We start from the raw sequence: 14,436 nt of genomic DNA, 5'->3' as shown, positions 1-14,436 counted from the left end.
AAGAGCCCGCCTCCCGCGATGGCACATGGCTTGCAGCCTTGCCGGAACGATGTCTTCCCCAGCTGCCAGCAGTTTCTGCCACCTGCCCCCGCTCCGGCTCGGGGCAGTGCGGGCATGCCGCGCGGGAAAAGGGTCATGAGGACAGCCAGCCGCGCCCAACCACCCACCGGCATCGAGCTGTTCGAGGGCACGGCCGTGGGCGCCTTTCTGGCCGACCATGCAGGCCGGCTGCTGGGCATGAACAGTGCGCTGCGCGAGCGCTTGGGCGGGCGCTCGCCGGCCACCGTCGGCGAACTGGTCAGCGATCTCGACCCGGCGCGCTGGCAGCGCCTTTTGGCCGGCATGGACAACAGCCCGACCGCGCTGCTGGCACCCGCCGCACTCAACGGCAGAGAAGGCAAGCTGGACGCGGTTGAACTGCGACTGTGCCGGCATCCCGACCTCGATGCGGTGGTCGGCCTGACTTTTCCCTTGCTGGACCGACAGCAGGAGGCCGCGGTCAACCTGCTGCAGCGCGACGTGCTGGAGTCGGTCGCCCTGGGCCGGCCGCTGCGAGCCGTGCTGGACCTGCTGTGCCGACAGGTCGAGGCGCTGGCACCCGAGGTGGTCTGCTCGGTCCTGCGCATTGACGCGGAAGGCAAACTCAGGCCGCTGGCCAGCCCCAGCCTGCCCATGTCCTACGCCGCTGCGCTCGACGGTTTGGCGATCGGGCCGGCGACAGGCTCCTGCGGGACAGCGGCTTACCGCGGCGAAGAGGTCGAGGTGCAGGACATCGCCAACGACCCGCTGTGGGCGCCCTATTCGCACCTGGTGCTGCCGCTGGGCCTCGCCGCCTGCTGGTCGACGCCGGTGATCGGGCGCGAGGGCCGAGTCGTCGCCACCTTCGCCTTCTACTACCGCGAGCCGCGCGGGCCCAGCCGCTTCCATCGCCGCATGGTCGACGCCTGCATCCAGCTGTGCCGGGTGGCTATCCAGCATGACGACAACCAGGCCGAGATCGAGCGCCTGGCCTTCTACGATCCACTGACCGGCCTGCCCAACCGCGCCCTGCTGGTGGACCGTGCGCGAATGGCCCTGCAGCAGGCCGCCCGCGACGGCCGCAAACTGAGCCTGGCGGTGTTGGACGTGGACCGCTTCAAGAACATCAACGACTCGCTGGGTCACTCGGCGGGCGATGAATTGCTGCGCGAGGTCGGGCAGCGGCTGCGTCGCAGCCTGCGCGAATCAGACACGATCAGCCGCTTCGGCGGCGATGAGTTCGTGATCCTGTTTCCCGACAGCGATGCCAACGAAAGCGCGGTGGCCGCGGAGAAGGCCCTGCGCGCGGTTGCGCAACGCGTCGAGATCGGCGGCCAGACCCTGATGCCCAGCGTCAGCATGGGTATCAGCCAGTTCCCCGACGACGCCCGCGATTTCGACACGCTGATGCGCAACGCCGACATCGCCATGTACGAAGCCAAGCGCGATGGCCGCGGCTGCGTGCGCTTCTTCCTCGCGTCAATGAACGAGAACGCACGCCTGCGCATGCAGCTCGAAAGCGCTCTGCGGCAGGCAATGAGTCGCGACGCGCTGGAGCTGCACTACCAGCCCAAGGTGCTGCTGGGCCGCCCTGGCCTCGCCGGCGTTGAAGCCCTCGTACGCTGGACGCATCCGGAACTCGGCAGGGTGCCGCCCGATCAGTTCATTCCGCTGGCCGAGGACTGCGGACTCATCAACGCGCTCGATGCCTGGGTGCTGGAGCGGGCCTGCGCCCAGCTCGCCGAATGGCAGACCAAGGGCCTGCCGATCCCGGCGATTGCGGTGAACCTCTCAGCCCAGCGTTTCCGCCAGGACGACGTGCCCGCGCACGTGCGTCTTGTGCTGCAGCGTTACCGCCTGCCGCCGAGCGCGCTGACGCTGGAGATCACCGAACGCCTGATGCTGATCGATGAGCCGCACGTGCGCGCCGATCTCGACAGCCTGAACCGGCTGGGCGTGCACCTGTCAGTGGATGACTTCGGCACGGGCTATTCAAGCCTGTCCTACCTGAAACGCCTGCCGGTGGACGAGCTGAAGCTCGATCGCAGCTTCGTGCGCGACATCGAAACCGACGAGGGCGACCGTGCCCTGGCCAGCGCGGTAATGGGCATTGGCCGCAGCCTCGGCCAGACCGTGGTCGCCGAAGGCGTCGAGACGCTGGAGCAGCATCAGTTCCTGCTGCAGGCGGGCTGCCCGGTTGCGCAGGGCTACTACTACGCGCGACCGATGTCGGCGGCCGAGCTCGAAACCTGGCTGGCGGGCGAGGGCCTGCGCTGGCTCAGGCCGCAGCTGAGGCCGGTCAACTGAGGGCGCGGGGCCGCGCCCCTGGCATGCCCTTTGGCGGAGGCCCGCCGCGCTGCAACGCCGCATACTCCGCGGGATGGTCAAGCCCTCCCTCCCCGCCCGCCATCACCGCGCCCGCTTCGCCCTCTGCCTGCTCTTGCTCCTGCTGGCAGCCTGCGCCAACCGCTCGACATCGATCGCCCAGCAAAGTACGCGGCCCCTGCCGGTGCTTCTGATCGGTCTCGACGGCTTCCGCCCGGACTACCTGCAGCTGCCGGAGGCGCGGACTCTGCGTCGCCTCGCCGAGCAGGGCGGCCGCGCCGAGGCCATGCGGCCTTCGTATCCCTCGCTGACCTTCCCGAACCACTACACGCTGGTGACCGGCCTGCATCCGGATCGCCACGGCATCGTCAACAACAGCATGCGCGACCCCGCGCTGGGCAGCTTCGCCATGCATCTGCGCACAGCGGTCGCGGACGGCCGCTGGTGGGGCGGCGAACCCGTGTGGATCACCGCCCGCCGCCACGGACTGCGCACGGCCACCCTGTTCTGGCCCGGCACCGAAGCCGACGTGCAGGGCCAGCACCCCGACGACTGGCTGCCCTACGATGCCGGCCTCGACAGCGCCGAACGCGTGCAGCAGGTCCTGGCCTGGCTGGCGCGCCCGGAATCCACGCGCCCGGATTTCCTTACCCTGTACTTCGAGCAGGTCGACACGGTGGGCCACGACCAGGGGCCCGATTCACCCGCGCTTCGACGCGCGGTGCAGGCGGTCGACACCGCCGTCGCCGCCCTGATCGAAGGCCTCGACGCCTCGCCCTGGGCCGGCCGCGTGAACCTCGTTCTGGTCGCCGACCACGGCATGACGGCGATCGACGAATCAAGGCCGATCCTGCTGGACGATCTGGTCGATCCGCGCAGTTTCGAACTGGTCAGCTTTGGCGCCTCGGCCGGCATCCAGCCGCGGCGCGGGCGCAGCGCCGAAGTCGGGGCCGCCTTGCTGCGCGAGCATGCGCACATGCGCTGCTACCGGCCGCACGGGTTCCCACCCGAGTGGCAGTTCGGCACGCACCCGCGGGTGCCGGCGATCACCTGCCAGGCCGAGCCGCCCTACATCATCGCCACCCGCCGCGTGCTGACCATGCCGGGTCGCAAGACCAAGCGCGGCGGGCACGGCTACGACCCTGCCCTGCCGGACATGCAGGCTCTGTTCGTCGGCCACGGGCCGGCCTTCCGCCCGGGCTCGACCGTAGCGCGCGTGGATTCGGTGGACGTCTACGCGCTGCTCTGCCGACTGCTGGGCATAGAGCCCGCCGACCACCAGGGCGATGCGCGCGCTTTCGATGCACTGCTCAGCGGCGAGAGCGCAGCCGGCCGCTGACCGAAGACATCGAACGTCGGGCGCCCAAGACAGCTGGGTTCCTTCTGAAGCCCATCGCGGCGTGGCCGCATGCTTCCGAACCAGACTGCAGCAAGTCTCCCGCCGCGCCGGGCATCGACACCACCGCCAGGGCGCAGCCGGCGGCGTCGGGGGCTATACCGGCTCCAGCGGCGGTGCGGCGGTGACCTCGCGGGCCACCTCCGGGGTGATCTTCAGGATCGAATGGCGCAGCTCGCGCGACAGGATCAGGCGCGCGTCCTTGGCCCAGGCCTCCAGGCGCTCGTCGTATTCGAGCTTGCTGTTGGCGTCGAGGCGGATCAGGCCGAGCTCGCGCAGCTTGCCGATGAAGCCGCGGAACAGGGCGCGATCGAAGAACTCCGGCGCGGCCTGCGAATACAGCAGGGACAGGCGCTGCGCGGTGAGCTGACAGAAGTTTTCGAGCTCGCCCGAGCTCAGCACGCCGGAGCCGTTCTTCACCAACACGGCGATCGCGATGTAGTAGCGCTCGAAGGCCTGCTGCAGGCTGTGCGCGACGATCCGGAGCTGGAACACCTCGTCGGTCTGGCCCGGCCCACGCTGCAGGGCACCCGCCTCGTCCAAGGACAGCAGCCCGCGCTCGATCAGCAACTCGACCGTGGCCTCGATGCGCTGGCCGAACTCCTCCGCCGTCCAGGGCAGGAACAGCTCCTCCTGCACGAAGGGATAGAGCAGGCGCCCCAGCCGCACGACCGCCGAGCGGCTCATGCGCCGATTGTTCTGGAAGCAGCAGGCCACCCAGGACGCCGCCGCGAACAGGTGGACCACGTTGTTGCGGTAGTAGGTCTGCAGCACCGCCAGATCCGCCGGGAAGCGCAGCACGTCGCCGAGCGGGTGCTTGACCCGCTCCAGCACCTGCACGGACTCGCCATAGCGCACGATCTCGGCCGGAGACAGCACGGTGACGGTGACGCGCTCGGAGAAGGGCGCGCGCTCCAGCAGGGACTTCAACAGGTCCAGCGCGGAGAGCAGATCGGCCTCGGCCATCGCGTGCTTGGGCGTGGCCAGCAAGGCCAACGCCAGCAGGTTCACCGGGTTCACGTCGGCCGCCTGGTTGATGTGACGCTGGATGCGCGTCGACAGGTCATCCACCGCGCGGCTCAGCCACTGCGGCTTTTCGTCCGCTTGGCCGGCGAACCGCCGCCACTCGGGATCGTGCGTTTCAAGCACGCGGTCAAGGAAGATCGGCTCGCCGAAGTTCACCGCGACCTTGCCGTAGCGCTTTCGCAGCACGTTGCCCACGGCGCGCAGCAGGCCGAACAGAGACTCCTTCTCCTTCGGCGCACCCGACAGCTCGGCGATGTAGCTCTTGCCCTCCATCACCTTCTCGTAGCCGATGTAGACCGGCTGGAACACCACCGGCCGCCGCGGCTGGCGCAGGAAGGCGCGCAGGGTCATCACCAGCATGCCGCCCTTGGGCTGGAGCAGCCGGCCCGTACGCGAACGCCCGCCCTCGATGAAGTACTCGATCGACACGCCACGCGTGATCAGGCTGGCCACGTACTCGCTGAACACGGCCGAGTACAGCGGATTGGCCTTGAAGCTGCGACGCAGGAAGAACGCCCCGCCGCGGCGCAGGATCGGCCCCACCACCGGCAGGTTGAGGTTGACGCCGGCGGCGATGTGCGGCGGTACGATGCCGTTGACGTAGAGCAGGTAGGACAGCAGCAGGTAGTCGATGTGGCTGCGGTGGCTGGGCACATAGATGACTTCGTGGCCGGGCGCGACCTGCTTCAGCGACTCGAAGTGGTGCATGGTCACGCCGTCGTAGAGCTTGTTCCAGAACGGCGTGAGGATGAACGAGGCCGAACGCACCGCCGGGTGCGAGTAGTCGGCGGCGACCTCGAGCGCGTAGCGACGCGCCTTGCCGCGCGCCTGCTCCAGGCTGATGCCATCGCGGCGCGCCTGGTCGGCGATCGCGTTGCTGACGCTTTCCGAGGCGATCACCGCATCGACCAGGGTGCGCTTGTGCGAGAGGTCGGGGCCGATGACCGCCGTGCGCACGCGACGGAAATGCACGCGCAGCACCCGCGAGACCTTGCGCACGGTGCGTTCGCGAGGCAAGCCCTCGGCCAGCGCCTCGCGCAGGGAGACGCCGGGGGCGAACTGGACGATCGTGCTGCGGCCGTTGAGCAGCACCGACAGTGCGCGCCGGAAGCGCCCAACCATGGCCCAGTTTTCGGAGAACAGCACGCGGAACCAGCCGCTCTCGCGATCCGGCGCGCGACCGACGAAGATCGACACCGGCACGATCTGCACGTCGAGCTCGGGGTGCGCCTCCAGCGCCTGCACCAGCTTGGCCAGGCTGGCCGAGTGCGTGCGCGAGCGCGGGCGTCCGAACCAGGTGCTCTGCCGTCGCGACAAGGCCACCATCGCGCGCTCGTCGCCGAACGCGGTGTGCTCGCCGATCGGCAGCAGCGGCGAGGGCAGGCCGGCTTCGGCGCAGGCCCGCGCCAGGATGGCGGTGTTCGACAGGCCATAGCGCTCGACGACGTAGCACACCGGCAACTCGGGGCGCACCAGCGCCGCGATCGGCGTGGAAGGTTCGCGGCGGATGGCGATCCAAGGCCGCAGGACGCGCCCCAGAAGGCGCATCAGCCAAGGTTCTTTGACGGAAGGGCTGGCAGTCATCGCGGGATTATCGCCGAAGCGCTCGCAGCCGCCGTTAGCCGGACGTTTGCTGATGCGCGGGTGGAACGAGAAAGGGCGGCCCGTGGGCCGCCCTTTCGGGGTCTGCCGTGCAGGCGGGTTGCCTTACTCGGTGGCGGCCTCTTCCTCGTCGACTTCGGCCGGCTCCTCGGTCACTTCGGCCTCGTCGGCGGGCGCGGCCTCCTCGGCGGCCACTTCGGCCTCGCTCTGTCCGTCCAAGGCGTCGCTGATCGCCTTCATGGTGTCCTTGCCGTACCAGCGGCCGGCCTCACGGACCATGTCCTGCTCGCTGCTGATGGCAGCGCCCAGCAGGGTGTAGCCGACCTTGACGCGGGCGGTGTCGCCCTCGGTGTTCAGCACTTCGATCTGGGCGCTGTCCAGCGCGGCATTGATGTCGAAACCGTACACGGCCAACACGTCCTTCAGACCGCCGAACGCGATGCCCGCCTTGGCCAGGGCGTCGTCGAAGCTCAGCGCCTGCAGCTGCTCCAGAGTCTTGAGATCGAGCGCACGCGCGGTCGCGACCGCCTTCGCCACAGCCTGCTTGGCCAGCTCACGATCGGCCAGCTTGACGTTCGACAGCCAGTTGCCCAGCGCATCGACCACCTGCGTCGCCTGACGCTTCTGGTCTTCACTCATTTCGGCGTTCTGCTGGATGCCCTGCACGGCCATGCCGCGGCCCATACCGATCATCATCGGCATCTGCGGGGCCAGCTCGGCCTCGAACTGGGCCAGGTGCGGCTCGAGCTCAGCCATCAGCGCGGCTTCGGCGTCAGCGGCGGTCAGCTTGCCCATCATCTCGGCGAACTCGGCGGCTTCGGCCGGATCGGGCGTGCCCGCTTCCGCCTTCTGCGCCTCGTACTTGGCCTTGACCTCGTTGTAGCGTGCCTCGGGCAGGACCAGCTTCACGAACTGGCCGATGTCGTTCTGGCGCAGCGCCGTGGTCGCGGATTTCAGGGCAGCATCCGGGGTGGCCGTGGAGGCAGCCGGATCCGCCGCGCCCTTGTCACCGCCGCCGCAGGCCACAAGGCCGAGAGAGAACAGGCCAGCCGCGGCCAGCGAGACGAATCGATTCATGTGTGAACTCCAAGTGGAAAGCGCGCGGACTTTAGCAGTTTGCCGGCGCGGTTGCCGCCGGGCGCGGCCCCGGGGGTGGGATCAATCCAGCGGGCTCCAGGGCCGGCTGTCCTCGTCTTCCTTGATCGCCGCGCGCTTTTCAGCGTCGAAGAATTCCATGACGTGCTGGGCGACTGCCCAGGTGCCCTCGCGGCTGATCGCCGAGATCAGGAACCACGGGGCCTGCCAGTCGAGCGCCTTGATCACCGCTTCGGCGCGCGCGCGACGGGCGTCTTCGTCAAGCAGATCGCCCTTGTTGAGCAGCAGCCAGCGCGGCCGGCCCAGCAGCTCGGCGTCGTAGCGCTCGAGTTCGCGCTCGATCGCGTGGACTTCCTCCACGATGTGCTGGACCGCCTCTTCGCCCTCCAGCATCGGAGCCATGTCGACGATGTGCAGCAGCAGGCGGTTGCGCTGCACATGCTTCAGGAACTGCACGCCGAGACCCGCGCCTTCGGCTGCACCTTCGATCAGGCCGGGGATGTCGGCGATCACGAAGCTGCGGTCCTGCTCGACGCGGACCACGCCGAGGTTGGGATAAAGCGTGGTGAAGGGGTAGTCGGCCACCTTCGGCGTTGCCGCCGAGACCGCGCGGATGAAGGTGGACTTGCCGGCATTGGGAAAGCCCAGCATGCCGACATCGGCCAGCAGCTTCAGCTCCAGCCGCAGCTCGCGGTCGTCGCCCTGGCTGCCCGGCGTGGCCCGGCGCGGCGCTCGATTGGTCGAGGTCTTGAAGTGGATGTTGCCGCGGCCGCCCTCGCCGCCCTGCGCGACCTTGAGCGTCTGGCCATGCTCGGTGAGGTCGCCGATGACCTCCTCGGTATCGACCGCGGTGACCACGGTGCCGACCGGCACGCGGATGACCACATCCTCGCCCTTCTTGCCGTACATCTGCCGGCCCATGCCGTTCTCGCCGCGCTGGGCACGGAAAATGCGCTGGTGGCGGAAGTCGATCAGGGTGTTGAGGTTCTCGTCAGCAACCAGGAACACGCTGCCGCCGTCGCCGCCGTCACCGCCGTCCGGGCCACCCAGCGGGATGAACTTCTCGCGACGGAAGCTCACGCAGCCGTTGCCGCCGTTGCCTGCGATGACGCGGATGTCTGCTTCGTCGACGAGTTTCATTTGAGAGCCGGGATTCGGGATTGGGGATTCGGGATTCGTTGGGCGGCCCGCTGCGCTGGAATCTGGCGCGGCCGCGCCCCGAACTGGACGGCGGTAGTCCGGAGCGACTCGGATGGAGGATAAAGATACGGCTCGACCGTCGGACGAATCCCGAATCCCGAATCCCCAATCCCCGCTCCAAAACGAAAAACCCCGCTCTAGAGGCGGGGCCTTTCGCGTGTACTGCGGTCGCGGCGCTTACTCGCCGATGACGCTCACGGTGCGGCGGTTCTTCGGGCCCTTGACCGCGAAGTTGACCACGCCATCCTTCAGCGCGAACAGGGTGTGGTCGCGGCCGAGGCCGACGCCCGGACCCGGGTGGAACTGGGTGCCGCGCTGGCGGACGATGATGTTGCCGGCTTCGATCGCCTGGCCACCATAGATCTTCACGCCGAGGTACTTCGGATTGGAATCGCGGCCGTTACGGGTACTGCCGCCTGCCTTTTTGTGTGCCATGGAAGACTCTCCTGCTTAGGGCTTCAGACGGCGCCGATCAGGCGCTGATGCCGGTGATTTCGATTTCGGTGTAGTGCTGGCGGTGGCCCATCTGCTTGCGATGGTGCTTGCGCCGACGGAACTTGATGATGCGGATCTTCTCGCCGCGGCCGTGGGCCTTGACGGTGGCGGTGACCTTGGCGCCAGCGACGGTCGGGGTGCCGACCTTCACGCCTTCGCCCGAGCCCACCAGCAGGACCTGATCCAGGTCGATGCTGCTGCCGGCTTCCACGTCGAGCTTCTCGACGCGCAGGGTCTCGCCCTGCATCACGCGGTACTGCTTACCGCCGGTGACGATGACTGCGTACATGTTGCGGATTCCTCTGTAGTTATTGTCGGCTGCCTGGGCCGGGAAACCCCGAAGCCCCGCCCTTTGGCCCCGCAAACACGGGAAGGACGGCGCAAGGGCGCCAGGACAGCCGCGGGAGTATAGGTTTGTGCTGCGCCCGGGTCAAACCCGGGCGCAGCGGGATTCGGGATTGGGGAGTGAAGAGGCGCGCTTGCGGACCACGGGTCCGCGCGCCGATGAACGCCCGAGCGCAAGGCGCGAGGGCCTCGGGATTCGCTCGAACGCGCCTCCCGCGCGACCTACTCCTGCGGCGTCAAACGCCTGATCCAGAAGCCTTTTGGACCAGCGTTGAAGCCTCACCCGGGGCGCGCCAAGGGCAATCGATACGAGATCGTCGGGGGCAGACGCTACGGAGAACCTGATGCTCGACTAGCGCGCGCTCGCGAATCCCGAATCCCCAATCCCCAATCCCGGGCGGGGGCACCCCGCCTTACTGACATCACGATGACAGCAGCCAGAGCCCAAGGTCGCCGCATTCACACGGCGCACGGGCCCAAGCCCCGCCGTGCCCGCCCTGACGAATCCCCAATCCCGAATCCCGGGCCCAGGCACCGCCCCTGCCACCGTCCTCACACCCCCCGCCTACAATGACCGGCTTCCCTCGCCCTCCCCGGCCCGCCATGAACACCATCCGCATCCGCGGCGCGCGCACGCACAACCTGAAGAACCTCAGCCTTGAGCTGCCGCGCGACAAGCTGATCGTGATCACCGGCCTGTCCGGTTCGGGCAAGAGCTCGCTGGCCTTCGACACCATCTATGCCGAGGGCCAGCGGCGCTACGTCGAGTCGCTGTCCTCGTACGCGCGGCAGTTCCTGTCGATGATGGAGAAGCCGGACATCGACCACATCGAGGGCCTGTCGCCGGCGATCTCGATCGAGCAGAAGTCGACCTCGCACAACCCGCGTTCGACCGTCGGCACCATCACCGAGATCCACGACTACCTGCGTCTGCTGTTCGCCCGCGTCGGCACGCCGCGCTGCCCGGACCACGGCCACCCTCTGGAAGCGCAGACCGTCAGCCAGATGGTCGATGCCGCGATCGCCCTGCCGGAAAGCCAGCGCTACATGCTGCTGGCGCCGGTGGTGCGCGAGCGCAAGGGCGAGCACGTGCAGGTGTTCGAGCTGCTGCGCGCGCAGGGCCTGGTGCGCGTGCGGGTCAATGGCACCGTCCACGAGATCGACGAGGTGCCCAAGCTCGGCCTGCGCAACAAGCACACCATCGAAGCGGTGATCGACCGCTTCCGGCCGCGCCCGGATCTCAAGCAGCGGCTGGCCGAGAGTTTCGAGACCGCACTCAAGCTCGGCGACGGCTTGGTCAAGCTGGTCGACATGGATGACGCGAACGCTGCCGAGGTGCTGTTCTCCTCGCGCTTCTCCTGCCCGGTCTGCGACTACTCGCTGTCCGAGCTGGAGCCGCGGCTGTTCTCCTTCAACTCGCCCATCGGCGCCTGCCAGAGCTGCGATGGCCTCGGCGTCACCCAGTTCTTCGACCCCGCACGCATCGTCGCGCACCCGGAACTCAGCCTTGCCGCCGGCGCGATCCGCGGCTGGGACCGGCGCAACCCGTACTACTTCGCCATGCTGAACTCGCTGGCCAAGCACTATGGGTTCAGCGTCGACATCGCCTTCTCGCGCCTGCCCGAACCGGTCCAGCAGGCGGTGCTGTACGGCAGCGGCAAGGAGGAAATCAAGTTCAGCTACCCCGGCGAGAACGGCCGCAGCCAGACCCGCATCCACCGCTTCGAGGGCATCGTCAACAACCTGCAGCGGCGCTACCGCGAGACCGAGTCGCAGATGGTCCGCGAGGAGCTGTCGAAGTACATCAGCAACCGCCCCTGCCCCGAGTGCGCGGGCCAGCGCCTGAACCGCCCCGCGCGCCACGTGTTCGTGGCCGAGCGCACGCTGCCTGAGCTGAGCGCGCTGTCGATCGACGCCTCCATGGCCTTCTTCGAGCAGCTGGCCCTGCCCGGCTGGCGCGGCGAGATCGCCACCAAGATCGTCAAGGAGATCCGCGAACGCCTGCGCTTCCTGGTCGATGTCGGCCTCGACTATCTGACCCTCGACCGACAGGCCGATTCACTCTCAGGCGGCGAAGCGCAGCGCATCCGATTGGCCAGCCAGATCGGCGCCGGCCTGGTCGGCGTGATGTATGTGCTGGATGAGCCTTCGATCGGCCTGCACCAGCGCGACAACGAGCGCCTGCTCGGCACGCTGACCCGCCTGCGCGATCTCGGCAACACGGTGATCGTGGTGGAGCACGACGAGGACGCCATCCGACTCGCCGACCACATCCTCGACATCGGCCCCGGCGCCGGCGTGCACGGCGGCGAGATCGTCGCCCAGGGCACGCTCAAGGATGTGCTGAAGTCCGAGCGCTCGCTCACTGCGGCCTATCTGTCCGGACGGCGTGCGATCGAAGTACCGGCAGTACGCAAGGCGCCGGATGCCAAGCGCTGGCTGCGCCTGCTCGGCGCCACCGGCAACAACCTCAAGAATGTCGACCTGAACCTGCCGGCTGGTCTCCTGACCTGCATCACCGGCGTCTCGGGCTCGGGCAAGTCGACCCTGATCAACGACACGCTCTTCCGGCTGGCGGCGAATCGATTGAACGATGCCAGCCACACGCCCGAGGCCTTCCGCGAGATCCAGGGGCTGGAGCAGTTCGACAAGGTCGTCGACATCGACCAGAGCCCGATCGGGCGCACCCCGCGCTCCAACCCCGCGACCTACACCGGTCTGTTCACGCCCTTGCGCGAACTGTTCGCCCAGGTGCCGGAGGCGCGCGCCCGCGGCTACACGGCCGGGCGCTTCAGCTTCAACGTCAAGGGTGGACGCTGCGAGGCCTGCCAGGGCGACGGCATGATCAAGGTCGAGATGCACTTCCTGCCCGACGTCTACGTGCCCTGCGATGTCTGTCAGGGCCGCCGCTACAACCGAGAGACGCTGGAGATCACCTACAAGGGCCACACCATCCACGACGTCCTGGAGATGACCGTCGAGGACGCGCTCAAGCTGTTCGAGCCGGTGCAGACGATCGCCCGCAAGCTGGAGACGCTGATGCAGGTCGGCCTGTCCTACATCAAGCTCGGCCAGCAGGCGACCACGCTGTCGGGCGGCGAGGCGCAGCGCGTCAAACTGTCGAGGGAGCTGGCCAAGCGCGATACCGGCAATACCCTGTACATCCTCGACGAACCCACCACCGGCCTGCATTTCCACGACATCGAGCTGCTGCTGGGCGTGCTGCACCGCCTGCGCGAGCACGGGAACACCGTGGTGGTGATCGAGCACAACCTCGATGTCATCAAGACCGCCGACTGGATCATCGACCTCGGCCCCGAGGGCGGCCACCGCGGCGGCCAGATCATCGCCGAGGGCACGCCCGAGGCCGTCGCTGCCAATCCGGCTTCGCATACCGGCGTGTTCCTGAAGAAGCTGCTGCCCAGCTTGAAGCCCGCGAAGACCGAGGGCGTGGGCGAAGCCAAACCGATGCAGCGCGGCCGCAGGAAGCTGGCATGAACGAGACGCCGATGAAGACCGTGTTCGAGATCGAGATGGACGTGCGCTGGGGCGACATGGACGCCTTCAACCACGTCAACAATGCCAGCTACCTGCGCTACATCGAGGAAGCCCGCGTGCTCTGGTTCAAGGAGATCAGCCCGGACTGGAGCAACCCCGACTGCGCGCCGATCCTGGCCGCCGCGCAGATGAACTACCGGCGCCCGATCGGCTGGCCCGAGCGCCTGCGCGTCGTGATGGGCGCCGAGCGCATCGGCGGCAAGAGCCTGACCCTCAGCCACCGCATCGAAAGCGCGACCCAGGACGACCTGCTCTACGCCGACGGCCACACCGTGCTGGTCTGGGTGGACCGTCGCGGCGCCTCGATGGCGTTGCCCGGCTTCGTGCGCGCGGCCACCGGGTGAGCGCGAAGCCCCGCGCGCGCCGGATCAATCTCGCCCTCCAGGGTGGCGGTGCGCATGGCGCCTTCACCTGGGGCGTGCTGGACGCCCTGCTGGAGGACGGCCGCATCGAGTTCGAGGGCCTGAGCGGCACCAGCGCCGGCGCGATGAATGCGGCGGTGCTGGCCGATGGCCTGCTGCGCGGAGGTATCGATGGCGCGCGCGAGGCGCTGGATGGCTTCTGGAGCGATGTCGCCGCCAGCGGCCTGCTGTTCAGCCCGACGCGCCCGACGCTACCTCTGCCGCCGGCCTTCGAGAGCTGGGCGCGCAGCGTCGGCTTCGCCGCCTTCGAGACCTGGACACGCCTGCTCTCGCCCTACCAGTTCAATCCCTTCGATTTCAATCCGCTGCGCGAGGTGCTCGGCCGGCGCATCGATTTCGAGGCCCTGCGCGCGCCCGGCTGCCTCAGGCTCTTCGTGGGCGCCACGGCCGTGCGCAGCGGTCGGGTCAAGGTGTTCCACAACGCCGAGATGAGCGTCGACGCCCTGCTCGCTTCGACCTGCCTGCCGCAGCTGTTCCAGGCGGTGGAGATCGACGGCGAGCCCTACTGGGACGGCGGCTACATGGGCAACCCCGTGCTGTTCCCGCTGTTCTACGAAACCGCGAGCCCGGACATCCTGATCGTGCACATCAACCCGATCGTGCGCGAGCAGACGCCGCGTTCGCCGATGGAGATCGCCAATCGGGTCAACGAGATCAGCTTCAACGCCTCACTGATGCGCGAGATGCGCGCGGTCGCCTTCGTCGCCAAGCTGAAGGACGAGGGCTGGCTCAAGCCGGAGTTCGAGGACCGCCTGAAGCGCATCCACCTGCATGCGATTCGCGCCGATGCGCTGATGGCTACGCTTGATGTCTCCAGCAAGCTGAGCCCCGACCGCCGCTTCCTGCTCGGCCTGCGCGACAGCGGCCGTCAGGTGGCGCGGGAATGGCTGGAGGCCAACTTCGAAGCGCTCGGCGTGCGCGACAGCGTCGACGTGCGCAGCGAGTACCTGTAGC

Annotated in this window: 10 protein-coding genes; 5 read left to right on the top strand and 5 right to left on the bottom strand. The window is 68.2% G+C overall.

All coding sequences use genetic code 11. The features are described from left to right. Positions 1 to 135: 135 nt before the first annotated feature. Positions 136 to 2,325, top strand: a complete 2,190-nt coding sequence (locus BLP83_RS00570) for a putative bifunctional diguanylate cyclase/phosphodiesterase (RefSeq protein WP_176763942.1) — start codon at positions 136 to 138, stop codon at positions 2,323 to 2,325. 73 nt (positions 2,326 to 2,398) lie between these two features. Further along, entirely contained in the window at positions 2,399 to 3,682 is a 1,284-nt protein-coding gene (locus BLP83_RS00565) for an alkaline phosphatase family protein (RefSeq protein WP_091237588.1), read from the top strand. A gap of 153 nt (positions 3,683 to 3,835) precedes the next feature. On the opposite strand, the gene plsB is transcribed toward BLP83_RS00565, so the two are convergent. The 5 genes from plsB to rplU form a co-directional block, all read right to left on the bottom strand. Then, positions 3,836 to 6,403, bottom strand: coding sequence for a glycerol-3-phosphate 1-O-acyltransferase PlsB (plsB, locus tag BLP83_RS00560; RefSeq protein ID WP_425388959.1), 2,568 nt, complete (start codon positions 6,401 to 6,403; stop codon positions 3,836 to 3,838). A gap of 69 nt (positions 6,404 to 6,472) precedes the next feature. Next, positions 6,473 to 7,444: a hypothetical protein gene (locus tag BLP83_RS00555; RefSeq protein ID WP_091237584.1), complete on the bottom strand. Its 972-nt coding sequence runs from the start codon at positions 7,442 to 7,444 to the stop codon at positions 6,473 to 6,475. An 81-nt stretch (positions 7,445 to 7,525) separates the two neighbouring features. Further along, entirely contained in the window at positions 7,526 to 8,602 is a 1,077-nt protein-coding gene (gene cgtA / locus BLP83_RS00550; RefSeq protein ID WP_091237582.1) for an Obg family GTPase CgtA, read from the bottom strand. Positions 8,603 to 8,839: 237 nt separating this feature from the next. Continuing rightward, the gene (gene rpmA / locus BLP83_RS00545; protein WP_091237580.1) at positions 8,840 to 9,097 is read right to left on the bottom strand and encodes a 50S ribosomal protein L27; all 258 of its coding nucleotides are present in this window, start codon (positions 9,095 to 9,097) and stop codon (positions 8,840 to 8,842) included. A gap of 37 nt (positions 9,098 to 9,134) precedes the next feature. Next, positions 9,135 to 9,446: a 50S ribosomal protein L21 gene (gene rplU, locus BLP83_RS00540; RefSeq protein WP_091237578.1), complete on the bottom strand. Its 312-nt coding sequence runs from the start codon at positions 9,444 to 9,446 to the stop codon at positions 9,135 to 9,137. Between the two features lie 659 nt (positions 9,447 to 10,105). On the opposite strand from rplU, the gene uvrA reads away from it, so the two are divergent. The 3 genes from uvrA to BLP83_RS00525 are packed head-to-tail and all read left to right on the top strand — an operon-like array spanning position 10,106 to position 14,435. Continuing rightward, positions 10,106 to 13,000: an excinuclease ABC subunit UvrA gene (uvrA, locus tag BLP83_RS00535; protein WP_176763941.1), complete on the top strand. Its 2,895-nt coding sequence runs from the start codon at positions 10,106 to 10,108 to the stop codon at positions 12,998 to 13,000. Beyond that, a complete protein-coding gene (locus tag BLP83_RS00530) occupies positions 12,997 to 13,404 on the top strand; it encodes an acyl-CoA thioesterase (protein ID WP_091237576.1) in 408 nt (135 codons plus the stop codon). The genes uvrA and BLP83_RS00530 overlap by 4 nt, the downstream gene beginning before the upstream one ends. Then, positions 13,401 to 14,435, top strand: a complete 1,035-nt coding sequence (locus BLP83_RS00525; RefSeq protein ID WP_091237574.1) for a patatin-like phospholipase family protein — start codon at positions 13,401 to 13,403, stop codon at positions 14,433 to 14,435. Before BLP83_RS00530 ends, BLP83_RS00525 begins: the two co-directional genes overlap by 4 nt. Position 14,436 lies beyond the last annotated feature (1 nt).

The organism is Aquimonas voraii, assembly GCF_900101825.1.
Classification (GTDB): Bacteria; Pseudomonadota; Gammaproteobacteria; order Xanthomonadales; family Xanthomonadaceae; genus Aquimonas; species Aquimonas voraii.
This window is presented reverse-complemented; position numbering and strand designations above follow the sequence as displayed.

Excerpts from the sequence above, each read along its gene's own strand:
- BLP83_RS00570 (WP_176763942.1), top strand. The coding sequence starts at position 136 with ATGAGGACAGCCAGCCGCGCCCAACCACCCACCGGCATCGAGCTGTTC.
- BLP83_RS00530 (WP_091237576.1), top strand. The coding sequence starts at position 12,997 with ATGAACGAGACGCCGATGAAGACCGTGTTCGAGATCGAGATGGACGTG.
- BLP83_RS00565 (WP_091237588.1), top strand. The coding sequence starts at position 2,399 with ATGGTCAAGCCCTCCCTCCCCGCCCGCCATCACCGCGCCCGCTTCGCC.
- rplU (WP_091237578.1), bottom strand. The coding sequence starts at position 9,446 with ATGTACGCAGTCATCGTCACCGGCGGTAAGCAGTACCGCGTGATGCAG.
- BLP83_RS00555 (WP_091237584.1), bottom strand. The coding sequence starts at position 7,444 with ATGAATCGATTCGTCTCGCTGGCCGCGGCTGGCCTGTTCTCTCTCGGC.
- uvrA (WP_176763941.1), top strand. The coding sequence starts at position 10,106 with ATGAACACCATCCGCATCCGCGGCGCGCGCACGCACAACCTGAAGAAC.
- cgtA (WP_091237582.1), bottom strand. The coding sequence starts at position 8,602 with ATGAAACTCGTCGACGAAGCAGACATCCGCGTCATCGCAGGCAACGGC.
- rpmA (WP_091237580.1), bottom strand. The coding sequence starts at position 9,097 with ATGGCACACAAAAAGGCAGGCGGCAGTACCCGTAACGGCCGCGATTCC.